This is a genomic window from Nocardioides humi (assembly GCF_006494775.1).
GTDB lineage: Bacteria > Actinomycetota > Actinomycetes > Propionibacteriales > Nocardioidaceae > Nocardioides > Nocardioides humi.
Genome location: NZ_CP041146.1, coordinates 1,739,608 through 1,765,001, shown reverse-complemented (window position 1 = coordinate 1,765,001; position 25,394 = coordinate 1,739,608). Strand labels below are relative to the sequence as shown.

The window sequence follows — 25,394 nt, the reverse complement described above, 5'->3', positions numbered from 1 at the left end:
TGCCATGAGTGAGGCACTGCTCGGCGTCGACCGCCTCGACGTCTTCTTCAGCGCGCACGGGACGGAGGTGCAGGCGCTGCACGGCGTCTCCTTCGACGTCGCGCCGGGGGAGGTCGTCGGTCTGGTCGGCGAGAGTGGGAGCGGGAAGACCGTCACCTCGCTGGCGCTCATGGGCCTCCTGGACCCGCGCACCTCGCGGGTCCAGGGGGAGGCACGGCTGCGCGGGGAGCCCCTGTGGGACGAGGCGGGTCGTCGGCGTCCGCACGCCGACGTACCGATGGCGATGGTCTTCCAAGAGCCGATGACGGCCCTGGACCCCGTGTTCCGGATCGGCCACCAGCTCGTCGAGACGCTCCGGCGGCGTCAGGGGACGAGCCGGCGGCAGGCGACCGCGCGGGCCGTCGAGCTGCTCGACCAGGTCGGCATCCCCGATCCGCGGGCCCGGCTGCGGGCCTACCCGCACGAGCTCTCGGGCGGGATGCGGCAGCGCGTGGTGATCGCGCTGGCGCTCGCGTGCTCGCCGCGCCTGCTGATCGCCGACGAGCCGACCACTGCTGTCGACGCCACGATCCAGGCCCAGCTGCTGGAGCTGATCTCGGGCCTGGCCCGCGACGAGGGGATGGGCGTGGTGTTCGTGACCCACGACCTCGGTGTGGTGGCACAGATGTGTCACCGGATGATCACGATGTACGCCGGCCGTGTCATCGAGTCCGGCGCGGTCGCGGAGGTGCTCGCCCGTCCGCTCCACCCCTACACGTCCGGTCTGCTCGCCGCGCTGCCCGCTCCGCAGCACCGCGGCGGCCGCCTGCCGACCATTCCCGGTGTGGTGCCGCCGCCCGGGCGGGTCGTCGAGGGCTGCGTCTTCGCCGACCGCTGCGCGCACGCGCGGTCCGCGTGCGGCGCGACGCCCCACCTGCGCCCGATGGCCGACGGTCGGCAGGTCCGGTGCGTACGTGCCGAGGAGCTGCATCTCGCGGGGAGCGGGACATGACCGTCCTGATGCGGCTCGACGACGTCGCGGTGCGCTTCCCCCTCGGGCGGCGGCGGAGCGTGTCGGCCGTCGACGGGGTGAGCCTGGACATCGTCCAGGGGCAGACGCTCGGCCTGATCGGGGAGAGCGGCTCGGGGAAGTCGACGCTGGCGCGCGCGATGCTGGGTCTGGTCCCGACGAGCGCTGGGTCGGTCTCGTGGCTGGGCGAGGACGTGGCGCGGATGCCGCGGCAGCGCCGCCACGACTTCACCGGCGAGGTCCAGATGGTGTTCCAGGATCCGCACAGCGCGCTCGACCCGCGCCGGCGGGTGCACCAGAGCGTCCGTGAGCCGCTCGACGTCCTGCGCCGTGGCGAACGGCGCGATCGCGACGAGCTGACCCGGCGGGCGCTGGCGGACGTCGGGCTCCCCGCCCACCTGCACGATCGCTATCCCCACCAGCTCAGCGGCGGTCAGAAGCAGCGGGTCAACATCGCCCGGGCCCTCGTGACCCGGCCGCGGCTGATCGTCTGCGACGAGTCCGTCGCCGCGCTGGACGTGGCGCTGCAGGCGGAGATCCTGAACCTCCTCGGCGACCTGAAGGACGAGCACGACCTGACGGTCGTGTTCATCAGCCACGACCTCGGGGTGGTCGGCCACATCGCCGACCGTGTCGCGGTGATGTACCTCGGCAAGCTGGTCGAGACCGCCGCGGCCGACGACCTGCTGGAGGCGCCGCGCCATCCGTACACGGAGGCCCTGCTCTCGGCGCGGCCCGACGTGCACCAGCCCGGCGGGGGCGATCGGATCGTGCTGCGCGGCGACGTCCCCAGCCCGCTGGCGCCGCCCAGCGGGTGCCGCTTCCATCCCCGGTGCCTGCACGCGAGCGCCGCCTGCGCGCGCGACCTGCCGGTCCTCGTCCCCGTCGAGAGCGGCGGCGCCTCGGCGTGCCTGCGCGTCGCGGACCTCTACGGCCCGGTCCCGGCCGACCCGCGAGCGATGCGAGGTGCCCGGTGAGGATCGCCTCCGCCGTGGCGTCCCGGCTGATGTGGACGGCGCCCACCCTGCTGCTCGCGACCCTGGTCGCCTTCCTGCTGCAGCAGCTGATCCCGGGCGACCAGGCGGTCGCGCTCGCCGGCGAGTACGCCAGCGAGGAGAGGCTGGCCGCCATCCGCGGCGACCTGGGTCTCGACCAGCCGGTGCTCGCCCGCTACCTGGAGTGGGTCGGTGGCGTGGTCACCGGCGACCTCGGGACGTCCTATCGCACGGGGCAGCCCGTCGCCGAGATCGTGCTCGACCGCCTTCCGGTGACCCTGCTGCTGACGCTCTTCGCGCTGCTCGTGGCGGTCGTGATCGGCGTCCCCAGCGGGATCGCCGCGGCGCAGCGTCCCGGGAGCTGGGCGGACCGTCTGCTCACGACCGCGGCGACGGCGGGGATCGCCATCCCGAACTTCTGGCTGGGCATGATGCTGATCGCCGTGTTCGCCGTGCAGCTCGGCTGGCTCCCCGGGCCGGGTGGCGTGGACTTCCGCGACGACCCGGCGAACGCCGTCCGCGCGCTCGTCCTCCCGTCGATCGCGCTGGGCATGGTCGGCTCCGCCGAGATATGCCGGCAGGTGCGGTCGGCGATGATCGAGAATCTGGGCTCCGACTACGTCCGGACCCTGCGTGCGAAGGGCCTGTCCCGCCGCTCCATCGTGTGGCAGCACGCCCTGAAGAACTCGAGCCTGCCGCTGGCGACGATCCTGGGGATCCAGGTGTCGCACCTCGTCGGCGGCGCGGTGGTGGTCGAGTCGGTCTTCGGCCTGTCCGGCATCGGCTCGCTCGTCGTGGAGGCGACGAACCAGCGCGACTACGTCGTCATCCAGGCCGTGGTGCTGCTGGCGGCGGTCATCGTGCTGGTCACGAACCTGGTCGTCGACATCTCCTACCGCCTCCTGGACCCGAGGATCTCGTGATGGCGACGACGCTCAGCCGGCCCGTCCGCACCGCCCCACGCCCGTCGGCCGTGATCTGGCTCAGCTACGGGATCCTCGCCGTCGTCGTCGCCGTGGTGCTCCTGGCCGACGTCCTCGCGCCGCACGCGCCGAACCAGCAGGACCTCACCTCCGTCCTCCTCGGGCCCAGCGGGGAGCACCCGCTGGGCACCGACGACCTGGGACGGGACGTCCTCAGCCGGCTGCTGCACGGCACGCGGGTCTCGATCCTCGCGGCGCTGCTGGCCGTCGGGATCGCGGTGGTCGTGGGATTCCCGTTGGGCATCCTGGCGGGGTACGTCGGGGGGTGGCCGGACGCGGTCCTCATGCGCCTGCTGGACACCGTCATGGCCTTCCCCGCCCTCGTTCTCGCCATCGGCATCACCGCGATGCTGGGGCCCGACATCACCACCGCCATGGCCGCCGTCGGCATCGTGCTGACCCCGGTCGTGGTGCGTCTGACGCGGGCGCAGACCATGGCCGTGGCGGGGCAGACCTACATCGAGGCGGCATCGTCGTTCGGGGCCCGCGGCGTGCGGCGGATGATCCTTCCCCACGTCGTGCCCAATGTCGTCCAGCCGATCATCGCCCAGCTGGCCGTGCTGATGGGCTTCGCGCTGATCGCCGAGGCCAGCCTGAGCTTCCTGCAGCTCGGCGTCCAGCCGCCCACGGCCTCCTGGGGCACCATCCTGGCGCGCTCCTACACCTTCCTCGAGCGGGCGCCGATGAGCATCTTCGTGCCCGGCGCGGCGATCGCCCTCACCGTCTTCGCGCTCAACATCGTGGGCGAGGAGGCGCAGCGGCTCCTGGACCCGCGCCGGCGGTGACCCGGCGTGCGCAGCGCCCATCCCACCTGCATCATCGACAACGACGACAGGAGACCCATGAACGCGAGTTGGCTGACCAGCGACGCGGCTGTGCTGCCGCAGGCCCTTCGGAGTCGCGCGGCCGAGCACCCGGACCGCACCCTCGTCGTGTTCGAGGACGGCCGGCGATGGACCTACCGGGAGACCCTGCACGAGGCCGAGAGGGTGGCCCATGCCCTGCGTCGCGTCGGGGTCGGCCGGGGGGACCGGGTCGTCTCGTGGCTGCCCACGGGCTCCGACGCGCTGCGGGTGTGGCTCGGCGTCAACCTCCTGGGAGCCGCGCTCGTGCCGCTCAACACCGCCTATCGCGGTGGTCTCCTGGAGCACTCCGTCGCACTCTCGGACGCGTCGGTGGCCGTCGTGCACGCGGATCTCCTCGACCGGCTGGAGACGGTCGACCACGCGGGACTGACCGACGTGATCGTCGTCGGCGGGACGGGGACGGTCGGCGGGCTGCGGGTGCACGACGCCTCCGTGCTGGACCGCGACCCTCCGCCGGAGCCGGCCGCGTGGCCGGACGTCATGCCGTGGGACCCCTACGCCGTCGTACTGACCTCCGGCACCACGGGGCCTCGAAGGGCGTCGTGTGCTCCTACGCACAGCTGTCGGCGTGCGCGCAGGCGGCCTTCGCCGGCGACTTCGGCGCCGAGGACAGGTACCTGGTGACCCTGCCGCTGTTCCATGCCGGCGGGACGATCGGGGTCAACGCGGCGGTGGTGCTGGGCGGCAGCATCGTGCTGACCTCCGGCTTCCGGACCGGGGACTTCTGGGACCTCGTCCGGGCGACCCGGCCGACGCACGTGACCCTGCTGGGGGTGATGGCGACCTATCTCAGCAAGCAGGAGCCGTCCGCCGCCGACAGGGACCACTCGCTGCGGCGGGTTTTCATGATCCCGTTGTCGGACGCGGCGACGTTCGCCGGGCGGTTCGGGGTCGAGGTCGTGGCGATGTACAACATGACCGAGATCTCGATCCCGATCATCTCGGGGCCGAACCCGGCCCGGGACGGCACCTCCGGACGGGTGCGTGCGGGGATGGAGGTCCGGCTCGTCGACGAGCACGACCTCGAGGTCCCGGACGGGGAGGTCGGCGAGCTGGTCGTGCGCGGCGCCGAGCCGTGGACCATCGCCACCGAGTACCTGGGGCGGCCGGAGGCGACGGCCGCGGCCTGGCGCAACGGCTGGTTCCACACGGGCGACGCCTTCCGGCAGGTGGACGGCGAGTACTTCTTCGTGGACCGGATGGGCGACACCATCCGCCGCCGTGGCGAGAACATCTCGTCGTTCGAGGTGGAGAGCGAGATCATCGCGCACCCCAGCGTGTCGGAGGTGGCCATCGTGGCCACCCCGAGCCCGGACGGCGAGGACGAGGTGCTGGCGATCGTGGCGCCCGCCCCGGGGCGGACCATCGACGTCCAGGAGCTGATCGAGTTCATCCGCCCGCGTCTGGCGCACTTCATGGTCCCGCGCTACTTCCGCGTTCTCGACGAGCTGCCCAAGACCCCGACGAGCAAGGTCCAGAAGCACACCCTGCGGGCGGCGGGGATCACGCCGGACACGATCGATCGCGAGGACCTGGGGATCAGGATCCGCAAGGAGCACATCGGCCGGCGACGCACGTAGCCGTCGCCGCTCGGTCGCCCGTCGGTCGCCCCTGTCCGGCGCGACGGCGGCGGGGCGGGGGTCCAGGTGGGGACAGACTCGACCGTACGCCGGTGCTGTGCACGACCGCCGGGGCCGTAGTTTCGGGGCGAGGAGGTGGGCCGTGCACCGCTGGCTGCGTCGGGCGCTGTGGGACGTCGTGCCGCGCGAGGACCGGGAGAGCCCGGCGGCGCTGCGCCGCCGGCGGCGGGTGACGGCGGCGGGGGTGGTCGCCGGGGCGCTGCTTCTCGGCGTCTCGCTGCGGATCGAGCCGGGCAGCGCCTGGTTCTACCCGGCGACCTTCGCGCTCGCGGCGGTGTGGACGGTCGGGGCGTTCGCGTCGGGACCGCTCCACCTCGGCCGGATCGCGGGCGGTCGGGGCGGCTCGCCGGTGCGCCCGGTGGTGACGCCGGTGGTCCTCGGGCTCGCCCTGGCGGCGCTGTTCGTGGCCGGCGCCCTGGTGGTCCGGGAGGTCCCGTGGCTCGACCAGCAGGTCCGCTCGGTCGTGGACATCGCGGACCGGGGCTCGCTCGGCCTGCTCGTCGTCGTGACGGTGGTCAACGGCGTGGCCGAGGAGCTCTTCTTCCGCGGTGCCGCCTACGCGGCGGTGCCGCGCCACCCGGTGGCCTGGACGACGGTGGGGTACGTCCTCGCGACGCTCGCCACCGGCAACGTGATGCTCGCCTTCGCCGCCGTGCTGCTCGGCGTCCTCGTCGGTCTGCAGCGCCGTGCCTCGGGCGGCGTGCTCGGGCCGGCCCTGACCCACTGCACCTGGTCGCTGGCGATGCTCTTCGCGCTGCCCCTCCTCTTCGCCTGACGCCCGGGATCGCTCGGGTCGCTCAGATCGCGTCGCCCCCGGCGAGCCGCTCGGCGAGCGCGCGTCGTACCGCCTCGCGGTAGGGGAGGGGATCACCGGGCACCAGCGCGCGGATCCGGTGGTCGGTCACCACGACCTCGGTGCTCATCGAGTCGATCAGGTTGCGTCCCGTCGTGACGTCCACGTCGGTCACCAGCGCCAGCCAGTACGACGACAGGCGGGGCGTCAGCACGGGTACCCGCACGATCGGGACCGGCCGGCCCGAGGCCACCTCCGCGGCGACGGTCAGCATGTCGACGTACGTCATCGCCTCCGGGCCGCCGATCTCGAACACCTCGCCGAGGGCGCGCTCGTCGCCGATCACGCCCACCAGGTAGCGGATCACGTCGTCGACGGCGATCGGCTGCGTCCGCGTGGCCGTCCACCGCGGCACGACCATCGCGGGCAGGTTCTTCACCAGCTGGCGGGTGAGCTCCCACGAGATGCCGCCGTGGCCGACGACGATCGCGGCCCGCAGCACCGTCACCGGCACGCCGGCCGCGCCGAGCAGGCCCTCGACCTCGCGGCGCGACCGCAGGTGGGGCGAGAGGTCGTCGCCCTCGTCGCCGAGGCCGCCCAGGTAGACGATCTGGCGGACCCCCGCCCGGGCGGCCGCGCGCCCGAAGGAGCGGGCCGCGGCGGCGTCGCGCTCGGCGAAGTCCTCCCGGTCCAGCGCGTGCACGAGGTACACGGCGACGTCGGCGCCCGCCAGCGCGTCGGCCAGCGATCCCTCGTCGGCGACGTCGCCGCCGTACGGCGTGCCCGGCCCGTCGTACGCGTCCGGGCGACGGGTGAGCGCCCGCACCGTCGCGCCGTCGTCGACGAGGGCGCGGGCGAGCCGGCTGCCGATGAACCCGGTCGCGCCGGTGACCAGCACCGTGGACGTGTCCGCCATCCCCGAGCGTACGGGGACGCTCCAGGCTCAGGCCGGGTGCGGCAGCGCCATCGCCCGCCCCTCGGGCGTGAGGTACGCGCCGTCGTCGAACAGGATGACGCCGTTGCAGAGCCGGCACCAGCCCTGCTCGCTGTGGTCGGCGGTCACGTGGGCGGTGCAGCAGTTCGCGTCCCCGGCGGACGGGCACTCGGGTGAGTGGTCACACATCGTCGTGCTCCCTTTCGGCTCGTTCTGTCATCTCTCGTGATACGCCCCATCGGCCGCGGATGCACGCGCTTTCGGCGAAAAAGGAAGCCGTGTCCCGAAAGGCGGGGTGGGGAAAACCCCACCCCGCACCGGCGGCCCAGGCCCATCGAGGACGGCGCCGGCCGTCCCTAGCGTCGGAGACGACCGATCCGCCGCCGGGAAGACAGCCCGGCGAACAGCCCAGGAGCAGCCATGTCCGCCACCGCGCTCGAGGTCCGGGACCTCACCCGCACCTACGGCAGCGGCGACAACACCGTCGTCGCCCTCGCCGGCATCGACCTCGCCTTCCGGCGGGGTACCTTCACCGCCGTGATGGGGCCGTCCGGCTCCGGCAAGTCCACCTTCCTGTCCTGCGCCGCCGGCCTGGACCGCCCGACCGGCGGCCGGGTCCTCGTCGGCGGTGAGGACGTCACCGACTGGGACGAGGAGCGCCGGACCCGGCTGCGCCGCGAGCGGATCGGGTTCGTCTTCCAGGGCTTCCACCTGCTGCCGTACCTCTCCGCCGCACAGAACGTCGCCCTCCCCAGCCGGCTCGCCGGGAGGCGGCCGGACCGCGCCCGGGTCCGCATGCTGCTCGACCGCGTCGGCCTCGCCGATCGCGCCCACCACCTGCCCGGCAGCCTCTCCGGCGGCCAGCAGCAGCGGGTGGCGATCGCCCGGGCGCTGCTCAGCGCCCCGGACGTGCTGCTCGCCGACGAGCCCACCGGCGCCCTCGACTCCGCCACCGCCCGCCAGGTGCTCGGCGTGCTGCGCAGCAGCGTCGCCGAGCTCGGGCAGACGGTGGTGATGGTGACCCACGACCCCGTCGCCGCGTCGTACGCCGACGAGGTGGTCTTCCTCGTCGACGGCCGGGTCGCGGGCCGGATGGCCCACCCGACCGCCGACGCCGTCGCCGGCCAGCTGGCCCACCTCGACGAGCTGGTGTCGGCATGAACGCCCTGGCCCTGCGCAGCCTGCGCCACCGCCCCCGCGCCGCGGTCGCCACCTTCCTCGCGGTCCTGCTCGGCACCCTGCTGATCGGCTCCTTCGCGACCCTCGCCGAGTCCTCCTCCGCCGCCTCCGGCGCCGACAGCGACACCCTGGTCATCCTCGGCGCCGTCGTCGGCGGCTGGGGCGCGGTCATCGTGCTCTTCTCCGTCGCCTCCACCGTCGGCATCACCACGACCCAGCGGGCCGGCGAGATCGGCCTCCTGCGCACCATCGGCGCGACCCCGCGCCAGGCCCGGCGGCTGATCGCCCGGGAGACCGGCGCGATCGCCGTCACCGCCGCCGTCCTCGGCGCCCTGCTCGCCTCCGTCGCCGGCCGCGCGCTCTTCGCGCTGATCCGGTCCGGCGGGCTGGTCTCCGAGCGCACGCAGTACGACGCCGGGCCGGCCTCGGTCGCCGGCGCCGCCCTCCTCGTGCTGCTCGTCTCCGCCCTCGCCGCCGCGGTGGCCGCCCGGCGCGCCACCCGCGGCCCGGCCGGGGTGCTGGTCCGCGAGAGCGGCGGCGAGCAGGGCCGGATGCGCTGGTGGCGGGTGGCGATCGCGCTGCTGCTCATCGGCTACGGCGTCGCCATGGCGGTCGTCACGATCACCGTGAGTGCCCACGACGAGGACCCCTACGCCGCGATGGCCACCAGCGGCTCCAGCTCGATCCTGGTCGGCGTCGGCCTGGCGGTGCTCGCGCCCGTGCTGCTGCGCTGGTGCGCAGGCCCGGTCCGGCTCTTCGCGGGAACGTCCGCGGCGGCGCACCTGGCGTCGTACAACACGGCCCGGCGCGCGCACCTGCTCGCCGGCGTCCTCGCCCCGGTCATCGTGCTGACCTCCGCCGCGGTCGGCACCCTGCTGCTGGTGAACATCGACCGGCGCACGCTGCCCGCCGGCACGGAGGACAGCGCCACCATCAACCTGCTCAACAACGTGGTGGTCGGGATGATCGCGCTGTTCGCGGCGATCATGGTCGTCAACGCGTTCGTCGCCACGGTCGCCCACCGCCGCGAGGAGCTGCGCCGGCTCTGGCTGCTGGGCGCCACCCCCGCCAGGTCCGCGGCTCGGTGGTCGCGGAGGCCGCGGTCGTCGCCGCGATCGGCGTGCTCCTGGGGACCCTGGCCGCGCTCACCACGGTCGTCCCCTTCGCGATCGCCCGCGACGAGGGCGCGGTCCCGGACGGCGGCCTGTGGCTGGTGCCGGCGGTGATCGCGGCCGTGGTCGCGGTGACCCTGGCATCGGCGCGGGCCGCGACCCGGGGCACGGTGCGGGACACCCTGGTCGGGGCCGGGCGATGACAGACTTGGCCACGATGGACGTACTGGCGCCGCTGCGGCCGCTCCGGCCGAGCCCGGTGACCGCCGCCGGGATCGGCGAGCGGGCCCGGCTGACCCTGCTCTCGGCCGGGTACGCCGCCTCCTTCCTCCCGTCCCTGGCGCTGGTGATCCTCACCCTGCTCTGCATCCCGCTGGGCCTGGTCGGGGCCGGCTTCGCCCTGGCCCTCGGCGTCGTGCCCGCGACCGCGGCGCTCACCGCGACCCACCGCCGGGTGAGCGGCCGGCTGCTCGAGGAGCCGATCGTCGCGGCGTACGCCCCGACCGCGGGCACCGCCGTCGTCGTCCGGCCGGTCCGCTGGCTGCGCGACCCGGCGCGCTGGCGGGACTTCGGGTTCCTCTGCTTCTCCGCGACCGGCGGCTTCGTGATGTCGCTGCTGCCGGTGGCGCTGCTGACCACGCCGCTGACCTGGCTGATCCTCGCGCTCACCGCGGGGGAGTGGGTGTGGCTCCTGCTGCTCCTGTTCAGCGGCCCGCTGCTGCTCGTCTGGTGGTTCGTGACCGAGCCGCTGGTGCGGGCCCGCGCCCGTGCGGAGCGCGGCATCCTCGGCCACGACCGGGTCGCCGCGCTCGCCGAGCGGGTCGAGCGGGTGGAGGAGTCCCGGGCCGAGACCCTCGACCACTCCGCGGCGGAGGTGCGCCGCATCGAGCGCGACCTCCACGACGGGGCCCAGGCCCGGATCGCGTCGGTCGGGATGAGCGTCGGGCTCGCCGAGAAGCTGCTCCAGACCGACCCCCAGGGCGCCGCCGCCCTGCTGCGGGAGGCGCGGGAGACCACGATGGACGCCCTCGACGACCTGCGCTCGGTGGTCCGCGGCATCCACCCGCCGGTCCTCGCCGACCGCGGCCTCGCGGGCGCGATCGAGGCGCTGGCCGTGGCGCTGCCCGTCCCCGTGGCGGTCGCCGTCGACGTACCCCGCCTCCCGGCGCCGGTCGAGTCCGCCGCCTACTTCGCCGTCGCCGAGTGCCTCGCCAACACCACGAAGCACGCCGCGGCGAGCCGGGCCTGGGCGACCGGGACGTACGACGGCGACCGGCTGCGCCTCGTCGTCGGCGACGACGGCCGGGGCGGCGCCGACGCCGCCGGGTCCGGGCTCACCGGGGTGGAGCGCCGGCTGGCCGCCTTCGACGGCACCCTGGCCGTCGACAGCCCCGCGGGCGGGCCGACCACGGTCCGGATGGAGGTGCCGTGCCGGATCGGCTGAGGGCCGTGCTCGCCGAGGACCAGGCGCTGCTGCGCGTAGGCCTCACCCGGATCCTCGAGTCCGGCGGGATCGAGGTGGTCGAGGCGGTGGACAACGCGCCCTCCCTCACCCGGGCGCTCGCCCGCGACGACATCGACCTGGCCGTGGTCGACGTACGCCTCCCGCCGACGCACACCACCGAGGGCCTGGAGGCCGCCACCGCGGCCCGCGCGTCGCGGCCGGCCTTCCCGGTGCTCGTGCTCAGCCAGTGGGTGGAGCCGCTGTACGCCCGGGACCTGCTCGCCGGCGGGGAGGGGGCGATCGGGTACCTGCTCAAGGACCGGGTCGCCGACGTCGACGGCTTCCTCGCCGCCGTCCGGCAGGTCGCGGACGGCGGCACGGTGCTCGACCCCGAGGTGGTGGCGGCGCTCGTCAGCGCCCGCAGCCGGCCGCTGGACCGGCTCACCGACCGCGAGCGGGAGGTGCTCACCCTGATGGCCGAGGGCCGCTCCAACGCCGCCGTCGCGGCCCGGATGGTCGTCACCGAGAAGGCCGTCGGGAAGCACATCAACAACATCTTCACCAAGCTCGACCTGCCGCAGGCGCCCGACGACAACCGGCGGGTGCTGGCCGTGCTGGCCTGGCTCGACGGGCGCTGACGAGACGCCACTGTTCACCCAGGTGGGGTAAAGACCTCACTCAACGACCATCGGAGCTGCCGCTCACGGTTCCCCTGGGACCATGCGCACTCGCCCCGCCACCGGTCCGGTGCTGTTGGCCTGTTCGTGCGGGGGCACTTCACCGAGTTGGAGCTCCTCGTCGAGAGTCACGGCATCGACCTCGCCGACCGGCACTGGGCGGTTCCCCGCCACCCCCAGACGGTCCATCGGCTGGAGGGCCACGACGACGTCACCTGGATGCCCAGGATCTATTCGCGCGACCTCGCCGGCGCCTGGCGCAACCTGCGACAGGCGTTCGCGCTGCACCGGCGCCTGCGGCCGAGCCGCGTGGTCACCACCGGCGCCGCCCAGGCCGTCCCGCACCTGCTCGCGGCGGCCTGTCACCGCACGCCGATCACCTACGTCGAGTCGGTCGCCCGCCTCGACGGGCCGTCGCTGACCGGTCGGCTGGCAGCGCGGCTGCCCCGGGCCCAGCTGCTGGCTCCCCGTGCCGGATGGGGAGGCCGCTGGACCGAGGCCGCCGACGCCTTCAGCGCCTTCGTCGCCGCGCCCCTGGAGCCCGCCCCGGCGGTCTCCAGCGCCGTCGTGGCCCTGGGCGGTGAGAACTTCCCGTTCCCCCGAGCCGTGCGGCAGGTGGAGAGCGCCCTGCGCGGGGTCGCCATCACCTGGCAGGTCGGCAGCACCGACCTCGCCGACGGCGTCGTCCGCAATCAGTGGCTCTCGCCGAGCGACCTGGAGGACGCCATGGCGGCCTCGTCGGTCGTGATCACCCACGGCGGCGCCGGCTCGATCCTCACCTCGCTGGCCGCCGGCCGGGTCCCGGTGGTGCTGCCGCGCACGGCCGAGCACGGCGAGGCGTGCGACGACCATCAGGTACGCATGACCGAGAGCCTGGAGCAGCGCGGCCTCGCCGTCATGGTGCACGGCGACGAGCAGCTCGACCTCGAGCACGTACGACGCGCCGCGTCACTGCAGGTGAGTCGTCTCGCCCGGCTCGCCGACCCCACCGAGCTGGCTCCCGAGCTCGTCGCCTGACAGTCCCGATGACATCGACGATGACGGCGCCGCCGTCCGGAAGGAAGATCGACGTGCTCTCAGCCCTGTGCCGGAGCGTGACCGACGGCGGCGCCGCCGCCGTCCGCCGCTACCAGTGGGAGCGGATCCAGGCCCTGCTGCCCGCCGAGTTCGACGCGGCCTGGCAGGCCGCGGACGGCGTACCGGGCTGGTTCGACCAGCGCCACGCCGCCGCCTTCACCCTGGCCCTCCAGTCGCTGCCCGCCGAGCCCACGGTCGTCGAGATCGGGTCGTACCTCGGCCGCAGCGCGGTGTTCCAGGCCCAGATCCTCGCGGCGCTCGGTCGCGGCGGCGGCATCACCGCCATCGACCCGCACACCGGTGACCGCCAGCATCTCGAGATGCTCGGGATCGAGGAGCTGCCCACCTGGGACATGTTCTGCTACTTCGTCCGGGGCCTCGACCCCGACGGTCTCGTCGACATGGTCCGGGCGACCTCGATCGAGGCGGCGAGGGAGTGGGACGGGCGCGAGATCGATCTCCTCTACATCGACGGCTGGCACTCCTACGACGCGGTCCGGGAGGACGGCGAGCACTGGCTGCCGCACCTGTCGGCCGACGGGATCGTGGTCTTCGACGACTACGGCTACTACGCCGACGACGTGGCTCGCGCCGTCGACGAGCTCGCCGAGGCCGGCCTGTTCACCCCGTGGGGCGTCAATGCCCGGCAGATGATCGGCGGTCGCCGGTCCGCGCCGTCCGCGCCGCTCGACCAGCTCCTCACGATCGTCGACTCCTCCGTCATGCGCAGGCTCGCCTCCGTCAAGGCCCGGATCTCGGCCTGAGGAGCTCGCAGGAACCGATACTCCCGTGGCGCGCATCGCCGATCGCGCGCTCTCGCCTCGCTGACCGCGTCCACCGACGGTGGCTCTCCCCTCACCGAGGACGCCGTTCTCAGCGCCGCCCACCACATGCTCCTGTCCGACGACCGCGTGGAGGGCGCGTGGGCGGGCCGATACGCCAGCGGCAGAACTGGATCGGAGGGAGCGACCTCAGCCCCTGCGGGCGCCGATCCTCGACATCGCGCGCGCCCAGGGGGTCACGGCCTCGACGAGGATCCGCACCGATGAGGCCGTCGACCGCCTCGAGGACGCAGGGATCCTCCACGAGATCACAGGAGCCGCCCGGAACCGGATCTGGGTGGCGAGCGACGTGATGACGGAGCTGCGCGACCTGGAGGAGCGCATCGGGGTCCGTGCGAGACCGTCACGCCGGTGGCTCCGGGCAGGACCGCCGTCCTAGCAGTCCGTCCTAGCAGTCCGGGTTGCGGGGGAAGGTCTGGTCGACGACCTGCCAGCGGTCGCCGGCCCTCTGCAGCGTGTAGATCGTCCGGGTGCGCGTGCTCGCGGAGCCGCGGGGGAGCTCGTCGCCGCTGGCGCCGGTCACCGTCACGTCGGACTGGTCGAGGCAGGCCCGCACCCGGAGCCGGTCGCTGCCGAGCCTGCGCACCACCATGCTGACGACGCGCGGGGTCCCGGTCACCCGCCAGTCGTTGTCGGCGTACTCGGCGGCCTGGGCGAGCAGCGCCTCCCGTGCGGCGCCGGCGATCAGGTCCTCGTCGATCTGGTCCGCCGCGGCAGGGGTGGCGAGGGCTCGCTCCACCGCGGAGAGCAGGTCCTCGGTGACCTGCTCGGCCTCGGCCACGATCGGCGGCGGCACGCCCTTGCCGCGGGCCTTGCCGCTCGCGGAGGCCGTTGGCGTCGACGCATCGGTCGTCGGGGAGGGGGAGTCGGAGGGGGACGCGGACGGGGACGCGGAGGGGGACGGCGCGGCGCCGGTCCGGCCGGCCTCGCCGTCGCCCGAACAGGCGGTGAGCCCACCCGAGGTCGTGAGCGCGGCGAGCAGCGTCCACGCCAGGGTCCTGCGCACCGACACCTCGTCCACCTCTCCACGGCTGAGCCGGACCCGTCGGAGTCCGGATCCGTGCCGAGCATCGTCCCCGCGGGGCCGGCGCACCGCAGCCGAGACGACTTATTCATCCACCCTGATGAAGACACTGACGGTGCCCTGCCAGCAGGCTGACGACGGCGTGGGCCGGGCCACGTCCTGGCCGACGTCTGCAAGCGACGTCCCTGACCACACGAGGTGCTCGAGAGTGCGTAGCAGCAACATCCGCCGGCTGGCTGCGGGCGTCCTGGCCGTCGGTACGGCGGTCACCGGCCTGACGGTCGCGACGACCCCCGCGGTCTCGGCCGAGCCCGGTGCCCCCGACCCCGTCACCCTGGGCACGACCCAGCAGACCGCGGCCGGCTCGTGCTGGGAGATCAAGCAGCTGCGACCGAGCGCGCCGGACGGCGCCTACTGGCTGCTCACCCCGTCGATGCCCGAGCCGCAGCAGTTCTACTGCGACATGACCACCGACGGCGGTGGCTGGGTGCTGATCGCCAAGGGCCGCAACGGCTGGACCCCCGACTACGACGGCAAGGGCACGCGCGCCGCGCTGCTGAGCCCGTCCTTCGCCGGCGGTGCCGACGTGCACCAGCTCCCGAGCCAGGCCGTCGACCAGCTCCTGGACGGCGGCCGGGTCGCCGACCTGACCGACGGCATCCGCCTCCGCCGGGCCCGCAACGCCGCCGGCAGCCAGTGGCAGGAGGCGCGGTTCAAGCCGAGCCGGCGGGACCGGTGGGTGTGGTCGTTCAACGCGCCCCACCCGCTCACGTCGTACTCGTTCGACGGCTCGAGCTGGTCGGGCGGGAACACCAGCTCGTTCGGGGCCGACAGCAGCTACCGACGGGTGATCACGACCTCGCGCTCCTCGACCGCCTGGAACTTCGGCTTCGGCTACGGCACCGGCGTCGGCGGATCCGCCAACGCCGACTCCTACCTGTACTCGCCGTCCGGCGGCGGGGAGGCGCTCCCCGTGACGCAGGTCTATCTGCGTCCGAAGATCAGGTCCACCGAGGGCTTCACCGCCATCCCCGACGGCGGCACGACCGCGGTCGAGCAGACCGCGCAGCCCAACTCCCTGGCCGACCCCCTGCCGTGGGGAGTGACGGGCATCGCCGGCGACACCAGCCGCGAGGGCAGCGTCGAGGTGCAGGCGTTCACCCAGTCCGGCAACCGGATGTACGTCGGCGGCAACTTCCGCTACGTCCAGCAGGACGCCTCCGGTACCGGACGCGTCGAGCAGTCCTTCCTGGCGGCGTTCGACGTCGACACCGGCGCCTGGGTCTCCTCCTTCCGGCCGGTTCTCAACGAGCAGGTCCGTGCCCTGGCGACGCTGCCCGACGGCCGGATCGTGGCCGGCGGCTCCTTCACCCACGCGAACGGGACCGCCGCCACCGGCATCGTGGCCCTCGACCCGGTCACCGGGGCCGTGGACCCGACCTGGTCGCTGACGGTGGAGAACCGGCTCACCGGCGGCGTCGTCAACGTCCGGGCCCTCGAGCTCGACGGCGACTACCTCTACCTCGGCGGCGCCTTCACCCACCTCAAGGGCAGGACGCAGGCGAACCCCTCCTTCATGCGGAACCTCGGCCGGGTCAACGTCGCCGATGCCAGCGCCACGAACGGCTGGAACCCCAACCTCAACGGCTCCGTGGTCGACGTCGACGGCGCGGCCGACCGCACCCGCGTCTACTCGGCCGGCTACTTCACCCAGGCCGACGGCCTCGCGGCGCCGAAGGCCGCCGCCTTCCGGACCGGAGCCACCGCGAGCCTCGCGACACCGGCGTGGAACCCCACCTGGAGCAGCAGCAACGACTACCAGCAGGCCATCGCCGAGGCCGGCGACCGGGTCTGGGTCGGCGGCTCGGAGCACAGCCTCTTCTCCTTCTCGACCAGCACGTTCCAACGGCTGAGCACCAACATCTTCGACCCGAAGGGCGACGTGCAGGCGGTCACCGCCGACGGCGACCAGGTCTTCGCCGGCTGCCACTGCTGGGACAACTCCTACGCCGACGCCGTCAAGTGGCCGCTGGACAGCACGCCGTGGAGCCAGGCCGACACCGTGCATGCGGTCGGGATGTGGGATGCGGCGACCGGTGCCCGGGTGCCCGGCTTCGTGCCGACGTTCAAGACCCGGGTCGGGTACGGCGTCTGGGCGATCACCAAGGACTCGAACGACCGGCTCTGGGTCGGCGGCGACATCGTCACCGTCTCCTCGCGGCAGAGCGCCACGGACTGGTCGGGCGGCTTCGCCCGGTTCGCGCCGCGGGACGCCACCGCTCCGGCCACGCCCGGGGGGCTCCGCCTCGTCGAGCACGGCTCCGACAGCGTGCGGCTGGCGTGGAACGCCAGCAGCGACCCCAGCGGCGTGCGCTACCAGGTGCTGCGCAACGACCGTCCCATCGCGGTGACCACCGCGACCAGCATCACCGTCCCGCACGCGGACGACGCCCGGTACTTCGTCCGCGCCGCCGACGGCGCCGGCAACGTCTCGGCGAGCACCGGCGTCCTGGCCGTCGGGGGCGCGGCTCCCCAGCAGGTCGTCCCGAACGACGCCAGCTGGCGGTGGCGCTACGAGGCCCAGGCGCCGCCCGCGACCTGGGCGCAGCCCGAGTACGACGACACCGGGTGGCAGCAGGGCACGGCGGTGCTGGGGTGGGGGTCCACCTCCGTGCAGACCAGCCTCGACCTCTTCGATCCCACCTCGAGCCGCCCGCTCACGGCGTACTTCCGGCACGCGTTCACCATCGACGACCCCGACGCCGTGCGGTCGCTGGTGCTCACGGGCGTCGCCAACGACGGCGCGGTCTTCTACGTCAACGGCGTCGAGGTGGCCCGGCGGGGCCTGCCCGACGGCCCGGTCACGCACCAGACCTACGCAGTCGTCGCGCCTCGCGAGGCGGCCGCCAAGTCGAGCCCGGTCGTGGTCGAGGTGCCGCTCGGCCTGCTCCGGCAGGGCCGGAACGTGATCGCCGCGGAGACCCACCTCAACTACCGGGGGACGCCGGACCTGACGTTCGAGGCGGGGGCCGTCGCCACGCTTGACTAGACCAGGCGGTCCCGTCCGCCTCCCGTCGCTATGCTGGCCCGATCCCCGCTCGCCGCCGGTGGCCCCGGGCGAGTCGCCCGGGACGCCGGGGCCCGACGGGAGGTGGGGCGTCGATGCCCAGGCCGGCACAGCGCCTCTCCGCTCACCGGGGGTGGCTGGTGATGGCGGTCGCGGTCGTCGTTGCCCTGGCGGTGGTGGTGTGGGCGGTGACCGAGCGCGCCCAGCGCGACGACGACGCCCGCCACCACGACGGCGCCGGTCGCTCGACGCCCGGGCCCGGCACCGCACCGGCCCCCACCAGCACCGACCCCACGGCAGCCGACCCGACCGGCGCCCCGGGCTCGCCGTCCGCCGAGCCGACCATCCGGCCCGTCGACCGCTTCTGCCTGGCGGGCCGCGAGCCCGGCGTCGAGCCGGACGGGTCCGACGGGACCGACGGCATCGTGTGGCGACGCGACCTCGACGAGCGGTTCGACACCCTCGACCGATCGCGCTGGAACGTCCGCGACCGGACCAGGCTCGACCACGAGTCGAGCTACCTGCTCGCGCGCAACGTCAGCACGCGCAACGGCAAGCTCGCCATCCGCGCGGCGCGGGAGGCCGTCGGCGGGCGCTCCTTCACGTCGGGCTTCATCGACACCAACGGCCGCTACGCGCTGCCCGACACGTTCCGGATGGAGGTGCGGGTGAAGGTGCCGATGGAGCGCGGCATGTGGGCCGCGGTCTGGCTCCGGCCGGCCGATCGCTCCGGCGGCGAGATCGACCTGGTCGAGACCACGCATCAGAAGGGCACTCGCCCTCGCTTCCACCACACGATCCACACGGACTACGGGCGGGGACACCAGAGCGTCGCGCGACGGTTCAGCTCCGCCGAGCTCGGCGACCGGCGCGGAACCCGCTGGCACACCTACACCATCCAGAAGACGCCCGGACTGATGGTGATGTGGATCGACGGGCAGCCGACCGCGGCCTTCTGCCCGGGCTCGCCGGGCTGGTACGACGACTTCTACGACGCCGGCAAGACCTGGAGCCTGCGGATCAACCTCCAAGTGGGCGGCTGGGGCGGTGAGCCCGACGCCACGACCGACTGGTCCGGCGACCGGACCACCCTGCTCGTCGACTACGTCAAGACCTGGGTGCCCCGGGACCGATCCGCCGGCGACGGATCCGCCGGCGACGACCGATGAGCCGTCGGCGCGCGGTGGTCGTCGCGGCCGCTGTGGTCGTGCTGGCCGGGCTGGCGGCGGCCGGGCTGCTCGCCGGCGCCGCCGACCCTCCGGCGGGTCCGGTGCCGCCGCCGTCCCTCGTCGAGGAGCCCGCGCCGTCCGGCTACCGCCTCGTCTGGTCCGACGAGTTCACCGGCGACGCGCTCGACCCCGCGAAGTGGAACGTCCGCGACGACCAGAACTACGGCGCGACCCTCGGCGTCGACCAGTGCTACCGGGCGGAGAACGTCGCGGTCCACGGCGGCCGGCTGCACCTGCGGCTGGCGAGGAAGACGGTGACCTGCGGCGGCATCAACCCCGACACGGGCGAGCCCACGTACTACTTCACCTCCGGTGCCGTGACCACCCGCGCCGACCGGGACGCGCCCCAGCGCTTCGCCTTCACCAGGGGCTACGTCGAGGCCGCGATCCGGCTGCCGCAGGGCAATGCGTACTGGGGGGCGTTCTGGCACACCGGTGGCGACGGCGCGCCGCCGTGGCCCGAGTACGGCGAGCTCGACGTCATGGAGCAGGACGGCGGCCATCCCGACCTGGCGCTCCAGACGGTCCACTACCGCTGCTCGACCGCCGCGTCCTGCGACACCGGCTCGGACCATCGGCACAACGTGCGCACCGGCAGCACCGATCCCGGGCCTCCGCTGACGGGCGTCGACGCCGGGACCTACCCGGGCGCGACGACGTCCCGCTTCGTCCGCTACGGCCTGCTGTGGGACGAGGAGCAGATCGCCTGGTACGTCGACGGCGAGCCGGTCCGCGGCTTCGACGGGGAGCGCGTCCGCCGCTATGCGACCGATGCCGAGGGCCGGGTCACCGTGGCCCACACCGGCCAGGCGCGGACGCCGGTGCGGCCGTCGTGGCCGGCGGTCCTCGACACCAGCCATGCCATCGACCTCAACCTCGCCTACGGCGGCGCGCTGCCGCGGAGCAGCGGCTACACCGGCGGCGAGACGGCGACGGGGTACGACGACGGCAATGTCGTGGGCGAGCGTGAGGGCACGATGGAGATCGAGTACGTCCGGGTCTACCAGCTGCCCTGAGCTTGGATCCGTGGATGGCCACCTACTACGCGACACGCCAGCGGCGCGCTCGCGGCGTTGCGGACGCTCAACAGTCAACCAGACTGCTGTCGCGCCCGCGCCTTGCGATCACACCCCTGGAGTGCCGCTCGCTACGGCGCCCATCCACGGATCCAAGCTGAGAACGTGGGCTACCGCGCCCGCCGCCGCATCAGGCCCGACAGCAGGTCCAGGCGCAGCTGTCGGCGGCCCAGCGCTGCGAGGGCGAGCACGACCAGCCCGGTGAGCGCCGTCGCCGCGACCATCCCCGCGACGCTCTGGCCGACGGTGGCGAGGAGCAGCAGCGAGGGCAGGCCGGCGGCGGCGGTGGCCGCCGCCAGGGCGAGCGCGATCCGGCGGGCGGCCGGGCGGATGCCCGTGAAGCGCCGTACCTGGGCCGCGGCGAGGACGCCGTCGAGCGCCATGCACACCGTCCAGGCGACGGCGGCGCCGAGGATCCCCCACCCGGGGATCAGGGCCAGGTCGAGGACCAGGCTGACGGCGAAGACGACGACCTTGTTGGTCGCCGCCCAGCCGCTGCGGCCGGTCATCAGCAGCAGCGACTGGATGTTGCCGCCGGCGAGCAGCGCGAGGCCGCCGGCGCACAGCACGATCATCGCCGTGACGCCGTCGGTGAAGTCCTCGCCCGGCAGTCCGAGGAGCGTGGGCGAGAAGCACGCCAGGAGGACGTAGACGGGCGCTCCGAACAGGACGATCCAGGTCGCCGTGACGGCGTAGAGCTCCTCGGCCTCGGCATTCTCGTCGGCGGCCAGGCGCGCGCTGAACTGGGGAGCGACCACGATCCGCAGCGCGGTCATCACCACCTGGCCGCCCGCCACGAAGCGGGACGCGACGCCGTAGACGCCTGCGGCCGCCGGGCCCACCAGGATGCCCACGAGGATCACGTCCAGCCAGAGCAGGGACTGCTCCAGCAGCGTCGACACGGTGCGCGGCAGGCCGAAGCCCAGCACGTCGCGCCGGACCGCGCGGGTGGGGAGCCAGGGGCCGCGGCGGCCCTGTGCGGAACGCTCCTGGCGGCGCAGCCGCCGCCCCATCACGGCGACGGCGACGAGCGCGCCCGGCAGGAGCACGCCGGCCCACCCGGCGGCCGCCGCCGCCGCCGATCCGCCGAGTGCGGCGACCGCGAGCACCACGACCGGACGGGCGGTGGGGACGGCGATATTGCCGACCGCGTTGAACGGCACCACCCCGCCGAAGCCGCGGGTGGCCGCGAGGGCGACCATCATCACCGAGCCGAACGGCAGCGCCCAGGCGACCGCGGACACGGCCCGGTCGACCCGGGGATCGCCGAGGAGGGCGGGGCCGACGAGGGCGTCGAGCAGCAGCCAGGCGCCGGCGACCGCGGTCCCGCCGAGCGCCGCCCAGCCGATCAGCGCCACGCAGGCGCCGCGGGCGGCGGCGGGATCCTGTCGCCGCAGCCGGGGCAGGAGCCACACGGCGGTGGTGTCCATCCCCAGCCGGCCCAGGGCGAGGCCGATGGTGGCGGCCGCGATCGCCTGCTGCACGATCCCCGCACCGAGCGCCCCGAACTGCCGGGCGAGCACCATCGTGAGCACGAAGCCCATCCCGGTGCTGACCGCGGCGCCGAGCAGGGTGACCAGCCCGCCCGAGCGGCGCCTCGGAGGTCCGCGGCGACGGTCGGCGACGGGTCCGGCGAGGACGGACTGGCAGGCGTCGGCGACTTGGCCGTCGCCTGGCTCATGGCGCCGTCCCCGCGAGGACGTGGCCCGCCTCCAGCAGGTCACGGGCCTCGTCGGGGAGCAGCCAGTCCTGGTACCAGCGGCCCATGCAGGCGGCGAGGTCGACGGCGCGCTCGACCAGGGTGGCGGCGTACAGGGCCGGCACGACCGTCCGCGTGGCGCGGGAGTGGCCCGCGGCGACCAGGATCGGCAGGGCCTCCTCGGCGGCCGCGGCGAGCAGCCGCCCGCCGTACCGCTCCCCGCGCAGCGTGCGGGTGGTCGCGGCCCAGTGGATCGCGTCCAGGCCCGCGGCCACGTCGGGCTCGCTGGACTCCCAGTCCCAGCACCACAGCCGGCCCCGGCCGTCGCGGGCGCAGTTCCACGGGGTCAGGTCGCCGTGCCAGCGCGCCGCCACGGGCAGCGTGCTCCCGGCGATCCGGTCCAGGAGCTCGGCGACCCGGCCCACCAGCTCCCGCTCCCGGCCCTCGGCGGCCAGCGTCGCCACCCGCTCCCGCAGCCCGGAGAACTGGCGGGTCGCCGCGAGGCGATCGGTGCGCACGACGGGGGCGAGCGCGAAGATCTCCTGCGCGCTCGGCAGGTCGTCCCCCCGCAGCCGCGTGCTGTCGGCCGGGAGCGGCTCGGTCACCAGGTAGGGCCACCCGTGCCAGGAGCCGCGGGCGAGCAGGCGTGGGGCGCCGACCGCTCCCGAGCCGCCGGCGGCGGTCATGAGGGCGGTGAGGGCGTCGGCCTCCCGGGTCACCCCCGCCGCGCTCAGGGCCTCCCAGGAGAACTTCGCGAAGCCGGCAGGAGCGCCGTCGTCGTCGACGAGCGACAGGGTCGCCTTCCGGTTCCCACCGGTCCGTACGCCGATCGCCGCGTGCAGTCGCGCGACGCCGAGGTCGCGCGCGATCCGCTCGGTCGGCAGCAGCGCTCGTTCGCCGGGCCCGGACCGCGCCTGCACCCGGACGGCGGGGAAGGGCAGGGGAAGGCCCGCGCCCGCCATCCGGCCCAGCAGCGACCGCTGGAGCCGGGGCGCCGGCATGCGCAGCCGCCGGAAGCTCAGCAGCGAGCCGGCGAGCACCTCGCGACTCGCCGCCGGCAGCAGCATCGTCGCGGTCTCCACCGACGGCAGCGCGAGGTAGCGCTCGACGTCCGTCCAGCCGTCGCCCTCGGCGTCGGGGCCGGTGGCGACGCGGATCTCGCCCGAGGCCAGCACGGGCGCCCACAGCTGCTCGACGACGTGTCGCAGCGCGCCGGCGGGGTGTCCCGATCCCGGCGCGAGCGCGGGGCGTGCCGCCGGGGCCGTCGGCGCCCTCTCCTCGGATCTCACGACGCTCCGGTCCAGTGCAGGTCGCGGCCGAGGAACGCCTCCAGCCGGCGGATGTGGGGGGCATAGAACTCCGCGAGCTCCGCGCGCTGGGGCTCCGGCACCGAGGACCTGGTCCGGCTCGCGTTGAGCGGCCGCCGGTTCGGCAGGAGATGGCGCGAGACGCCCAGGAAGGCGCAGACCCGGTCGAAGGTGCCCTGCACGTCGTCGTACATGTCCTCGCTGCGCAGGACCAGCAGCTGCTCGCGCGGGAACACCCGCAGCCAGTTCTCCAGCTGCGGCAGGTAGACGCCGCGCGCCCGGTAGCTGTACCAGTCGTGGGCGCTGCTGTAGTAGGCAGGATCGGCGAGCATCCGGTCCAGCTCCCCGTCGGTACGACGCTCCTCCGCGGCGAGCGCCGCGGCGAACCCGAGCGGCTCCACGCCGTTCTCGGTCCGCTCCTGGTAGTGCGACCAGGCACGCTCGACCGGGTCCCGGAGGAGGGCGATCGCCTTGACGCCGGGAGCGAGGTCGTGGACGCGTCGCGCGACGCGGGGATCCCACAGGTAGTAGGGCGACGCCTCGCCGCCGAGCGGGCGGTCGCCCGTGCGCCGCTCGACGCGCCGGCGGTGCTGGCGGGTGTGGAAGTGCGAGCGGTACCACCGCTCGCTCCGGCCGTCGTGCTTGAAGAAGAAGTCGGTGCTCTTCCGGCCGCGCGGCTCCGGGAAGAGGCCGAGCAGGGAGGGATGCTGGGTGAGGTAGCCGAAGAGCGACGTCGTCCCGCCGCGCTTGGTGCCGATCACGAGGAAGTCGGGCCCGGGCCGCAGCGACGAGGTGGCCAGTCCATAGCCTCGCGTGGTCAGGTTCGCGACGTCCTTGAGCCAGCGCGGCGCCTCCTCCTTCGCCTCGGCGAGCCGACTCACTGCCTCCCTCCCCGGCCGGTGGCTTCCGCGGCGCCGGCCTCGAGCGCGAGGGGCGTCGGACCGCCGCCCACGCCGCGCCGGTGCGGCGCCGTGCCGGCCTCGCGGAACCGGTGGGCGACGACGGTGCCCGCGGGGCGCACGCTGACCGCCGCCAGGTGGTCGACCAGCGCGTCGATCTCGCGCACCGTGGTGCGCCCCTTCTCGGCGGCGATCACCACCAGGCCCGCCCGTGGCGCGAGCCTGAGCGCGACGGCGTGGCCCTCCTCGGCCGGCACCGGCACCGCGCGGGGACGTCGCGTCATCGTCGGGCTCCCGGACTCCATCGCCTCCATCGCCTCCACGGCGCCCGCGGCCTGCTCCAGGGCCTGGGCCACCTCCGCGGCGGGCGCTCCGTCGGAGGCTCCGACGACCAGCATCACGGGGACGTCGACGTCGATCTGGGGACGCAGGCGGTGCCACGCGGTGAGCAGCGCATCGGCGTCGTGCTCGGACGCGAGCTCGGCGGGCTGCCGCGCCCGCAGGCTGGCGAGCAGCGGACCACCCCCGCCGGCGACGACGTCGGTGGCATCGTGCACCCGCCGTCGTACGGCGTCGGCGACCACTGCGAGGACCGCACCGCCGAGCAGGCCGAGCAGGCCGGCGGCCGCCAGGACCGTCGTACTGCGTGGGGACACCGTGGGCGCGACGTCCGATGCGTGGACCAGGAAGGTGCCGCCCGAGGTGCCGAGGGTGGTGATGCCGCTGATCTGGCTCACCAGCTGGCTCAGCTCGTTCAGCAGGGCGGTCCGGCCGGTCGCGGCCTGCTGCAGCTGGGCCTGGAGCGCGTCCCGGCGCTCGATGAGGGGCGCCAGCGCCGCCTGCTGCCGCTCGGTGGCGAGCTCGCCCCGGTAGCGGAGGTACTGGGAGGCCACCTCGTCGGCGACCTTCACCGCGGTCGTGGCGTTGTCGGCGGTGTAGCCGATCCGCATCACGGTCGCCCCGGCGAGCACCTCGACGCTCAGACCGCGGCGGACCTGGCGCGCGGTGATGCCGCCGCCGAGCGCCTCCGCCGCGCGCTCGACGACCTCGGTGGAGCGCGCCAGCTCCCGCTCCGTCGCCGCGTCGATCAGGGCCGAGGGCTGTCGCTGGCCGGAGAACGGCTGGTCGGTGATCACCTCGATGTTCACCTGGGCGGTGGCCGTGACCGAGGTCGGCGCCAGCGCCAGGTAGGCCGCCGCGGCGATCATCGCGACGACCAGGCAGACCACGATCGTGCGCCACCGGCGCAGGAGCACGGTGACGAACCGGCCCACCTCGACGGTGGGGTGCAGGTCGCTCATACGCCCCTCCCGAACTGGTGGAGGGCGTTGAGCACCCGCTCGGCGTTGGGCGGATGGGCCAGCACCGCCAGCGTGACGACGGCACGCCACTGGCGCGGATCGGCGCGCACGCAGCGGCGCACCCAGCGCCACGACTCGGCGCGGTCGCCGTCGGCGGCGGCGCCGAAGGCGATCTGGCCGTAGACCCGGGCCGCGGCGCGGCGGTCGGCCACGATGGCCGGGTGGTGCTTCAGCATCCACT

General features: G+C 74.3%; 23 protein-coding genes and 1 pseudogene. 16 read left to right on the top strand and 8 right to left on the bottom strand.

All coding sequences use genetic code 11. The features are described 5' to 3' along the window. Positions 1-4 precede the first annotated feature (4 nt). The 7 genes and pseudogenes from FIV44_RS08720 (at position 5) to FIV44_RS08695 (ending at position 6,268) form a co-directional block, all read left to right on the top strand. Positions 5-991, top strand: coding sequence for an ABC transporter ATP-binding protein (locus FIV44_RS08720; protein WP_141004101.1), 987 nt, complete (start codon positions 5-7; stop codon positions 989-991). Next, on the top strand, positions 988-1,986 hold the full coding sequence (locus FIV44_RS08715) for an oligopeptide/dipeptide ABC transporter ATP-binding protein (RefSeq protein ID WP_141004100.1): 999 nt from the start codon (positions 988-990) through the stop codon (positions 1,984-1,986). The genes FIV44_RS08720 and FIV44_RS08715 overlap by 4 nt, the downstream gene beginning before the upstream one ends. Further along, on the top strand, positions 1,983-2,927 hold the full coding sequence (locus tag FIV44_RS08710; protein ID WP_141004099.1) for an ABC transporter permease: 945 nt from the start codon (positions 1,983-1,985) through the stop codon (positions 2,925-2,927). Before FIV44_RS08715 ends, FIV44_RS08710 begins: the two co-directional genes overlap by 4 nt. After that, the gene (locus FIV44_RS08705) at positions 2,927-3,772 is read left to right on the top strand and encodes an ABC transporter permease (protein WP_141004098.1); all 846 of its coding nucleotides are present in this window, start codon (positions 2,927-2,929) and stop codon (positions 3,770-3,772) included. Before FIV44_RS08710 ends, FIV44_RS08705 begins: the two co-directional genes overlap by 1 nt. A gap of 57 nt (positions 3,773-3,829) precedes the next feature. Then, a pseudogene (locus FIV44_RS33945) lies at positions 3,830-4,875 on the top strand (AMP-binding protein); the annotation flags it as partial. Between the two features lie 177 nt (positions 4,876-5,052). Then, positions 5,053-5,433: an AMP-binding enzyme gene (locus tag FIV44_RS33940; RefSeq protein WP_425465169.1), complete on the top strand. Its 381-nt coding sequence runs from the start codon at positions 5,053-5,055 to the stop codon at positions 5,431-5,433. A gap of 142 nt (positions 5,434-5,575) precedes the next feature. Continuing rightward, the gene (locus FIV44_RS08695; protein ID WP_141004097.1) at positions 5,576-6,268 is read left to right on the top strand and encodes a CPBP family glutamic-type intramembrane protease; all 693 of its coding nucleotides are present in this window, start codon (positions 5,576-5,578) and stop codon (positions 6,266-6,268) included. Between the two features lie 22 nt (positions 6,269-6,290). On the opposite strand, the gene FIV44_RS08690 is transcribed toward FIV44_RS08695, so the two are convergent. Both FIV44_RS08690 and FIV44_RS08685 read right to left on the bottom strand, forming a co-directional pair. Further along, on the bottom strand, positions 6,291-7,202 hold the full coding sequence (locus FIV44_RS08690) for an NAD(P)H-binding protein (protein ID WP_141004096.1): 912 nt from the start codon (positions 7,200-7,202) through the stop codon (positions 6,291-6,293). A 27-nt stretch (positions 7,203-7,229) separates the two neighbouring features. After that, complete coding sequence (locus FIV44_RS08685) at positions 7,230-7,409, bottom strand: DUF5999 family protein (protein ID WP_141004095.1); 180 nt, start codon at positions 7,407-7,409, stop codon at positions 7,230-7,232. 231 nt (positions 7,410-7,640) lie between these two features. On the opposite strand from FIV44_RS08685, the gene FIV44_RS08680 reads away from it, so the two are divergent. The 6 genes from FIV44_RS08680 (at position 7,641) to FIV44_RS08655 (ending at position 13,473) form a co-directional block, all read left to right on the top strand. Then, entirely contained in the window at positions 7,641-8,381 is a 741-nt protein-coding gene (locus FIV44_RS08680; RefSeq protein ID WP_141004094.1) for an ABC transporter ATP-binding protein, read from the top strand. Then, positions 8,378-9,625 (top strand): FtsX-like permease family protein, encoded by a 1,248-nt coding sequence (locus FIV44_RS08675; protein WP_219996351.1) that lies wholly within the window; start codon positions 8,378-8,380, stop codon positions 9,623-9,625. Before FIV44_RS08680 ends, FIV44_RS08675 begins: the two co-directional genes overlap by 4 nt. Positions 9,626-9,710: 85 nt before the next feature. Next, on the top strand, positions 9,711-10,955 hold the full coding sequence (locus tag FIV44_RS08670) for a sensor histidine kinase (protein ID WP_141004093.1): 1,245 nt from the start codon (positions 9,711-9,713) through the stop codon (positions 10,953-10,955). Beyond that, on the top strand, positions 10,952-11,593 hold the full coding sequence (locus FIV44_RS08665; RefSeq protein WP_141007795.1) for a LuxR C-terminal-related transcriptional regulator: 642 nt from the start codon (positions 10,952-10,954) through the stop codon (positions 11,591-11,593). Before FIV44_RS08670 ends, FIV44_RS08665 begins: the two co-directional genes overlap by 4 nt. A gap of 126 nt (positions 11,594-11,719) precedes the next feature. Continuing rightward, positions 11,720-12,649, top strand: coding sequence for a glycosyltransferase (locus tag FIV44_RS08660; protein WP_141004092.1), 930 nt, complete (start codon positions 11,720-11,722; stop codon positions 12,647-12,649). 53 nt (positions 12,650-12,702) lie between these two features. Beyond that, on the top strand, positions 12,703-13,473 hold the full coding sequence (locus FIV44_RS08655; RefSeq protein WP_181411058.1) for a class I SAM-dependent methyltransferase: 771 nt from the start codon (positions 12,703-12,705) through the stop codon (positions 13,471-13,473). A 466-nt stretch (positions 13,474-13,939) separates the two neighbouring features. On the opposite strand, the gene FIV44_RS08650 is transcribed toward FIV44_RS08655, so the two are convergent. After that, on the bottom strand, positions 13,940-14,557 hold the full coding sequence (locus FIV44_RS08650) for a hypothetical protein (RefSeq protein WP_141004090.1): 618 nt from the start codon (positions 14,555-14,557) through the stop codon (positions 13,940-13,942). A gap of 226 nt (positions 14,558-14,783) precedes the next feature. Between FIV44_RS08650 and FIV44_RS08645 the strand changes: the two genes are divergently transcribed. The 3 genes from FIV44_RS08645 (at position 14,784) to FIV44_RS08635 (ending at position 19,887) form a co-directional block, all read left to right on the top strand. Continuing rightward, a complete protein-coding gene (locus tag FIV44_RS08645) occupies positions 14,784-17,624 on the top strand; it encodes a fibrinogen-like YCDxxxxGGGW domain-containing protein (protein ID WP_141004089.1) in 2,841 nt (946 codons plus the stop codon). A 113-nt stretch (positions 17,625-17,737) separates the two neighbouring features. Continuing rightward, positions 17,738-18,811, top strand: coding sequence for a glycoside hydrolase family 16 protein (locus FIV44_RS08640; protein ID WP_141004088.1), 1,074 nt, complete (start codon positions 17,738-17,740; stop codon positions 18,809-18,811). Continuing rightward, a complete protein-coding gene (locus FIV44_RS08635) occupies positions 18,808-19,887 on the top strand; it encodes a glycoside hydrolase family 16 protein (RefSeq protein WP_141004087.1) in 1,080 nt (359 codons plus the stop codon). Before FIV44_RS08640 ends, FIV44_RS08635 begins: the two co-directional genes overlap by 4 nt. A gap of 170 nt (positions 19,888-20,057) precedes the next feature. Here FIV44_RS08635 and FIV44_RS08630 read toward each other — a convergent pair whose 3' ends face one another. The 5 genes from FIV44_RS08630 to FIV44_RS31205 are packed head-to-tail and all read right to left on the bottom strand — an operon-like array spanning position 20,058 to position 25,389. Beyond that, the gene (locus FIV44_RS08630) at positions 20,058-21,671 is read right to left on the bottom strand and encodes an oligosaccharide flippase family protein (RefSeq protein ID WP_141004086.1); all 1,614 of its coding nucleotides are present in this window, start codon (positions 21,669-21,671) and stop codon (positions 20,058-20,060) included. Next, the gene (locus tag FIV44_RS08625) at positions 21,625-22,935 is read right to left on the bottom strand and encodes a hypothetical protein (protein ID WP_141004085.1); all 1,311 of its coding nucleotides are present in this window, start codon (positions 22,933-22,935) and stop codon (positions 21,625-21,627) included. Before FIV44_RS08625 ends, FIV44_RS08630 begins: the two co-directional genes overlap by 47 nt. Then, entirely contained in the window at positions 22,932-23,834 is a 903-nt protein-coding gene (locus FIV44_RS08620) for a sulfotransferase (protein ID WP_141004084.1), read from the bottom strand. Before FIV44_RS08620 ends, FIV44_RS08625 begins: the two co-directional genes overlap by 4 nt. Next, on the bottom strand, positions 23,831-25,153 hold the full coding sequence (locus tag FIV44_RS08615) for a Wzz/FepE/Etk N-terminal domain-containing protein (protein WP_141004083.1): 1,323 nt from the start codon (positions 25,151-25,153) through the stop codon (positions 23,831-23,833). Before FIV44_RS08615 ends, FIV44_RS08620 begins: the two co-directional genes overlap by 4 nt. After that, positions 25,150-25,389, bottom strand: a complete 240-nt coding sequence (locus FIV44_RS31205; RefSeq protein ID WP_219996350.1) for a hypothetical protein — start codon at positions 25,387-25,389, stop codon at positions 25,150-25,152. Before FIV44_RS31205 ends, FIV44_RS08615 begins: the two co-directional genes overlap by 4 nt. Positions 25,390-25,394: the final 5 nt, after the last annotated feature.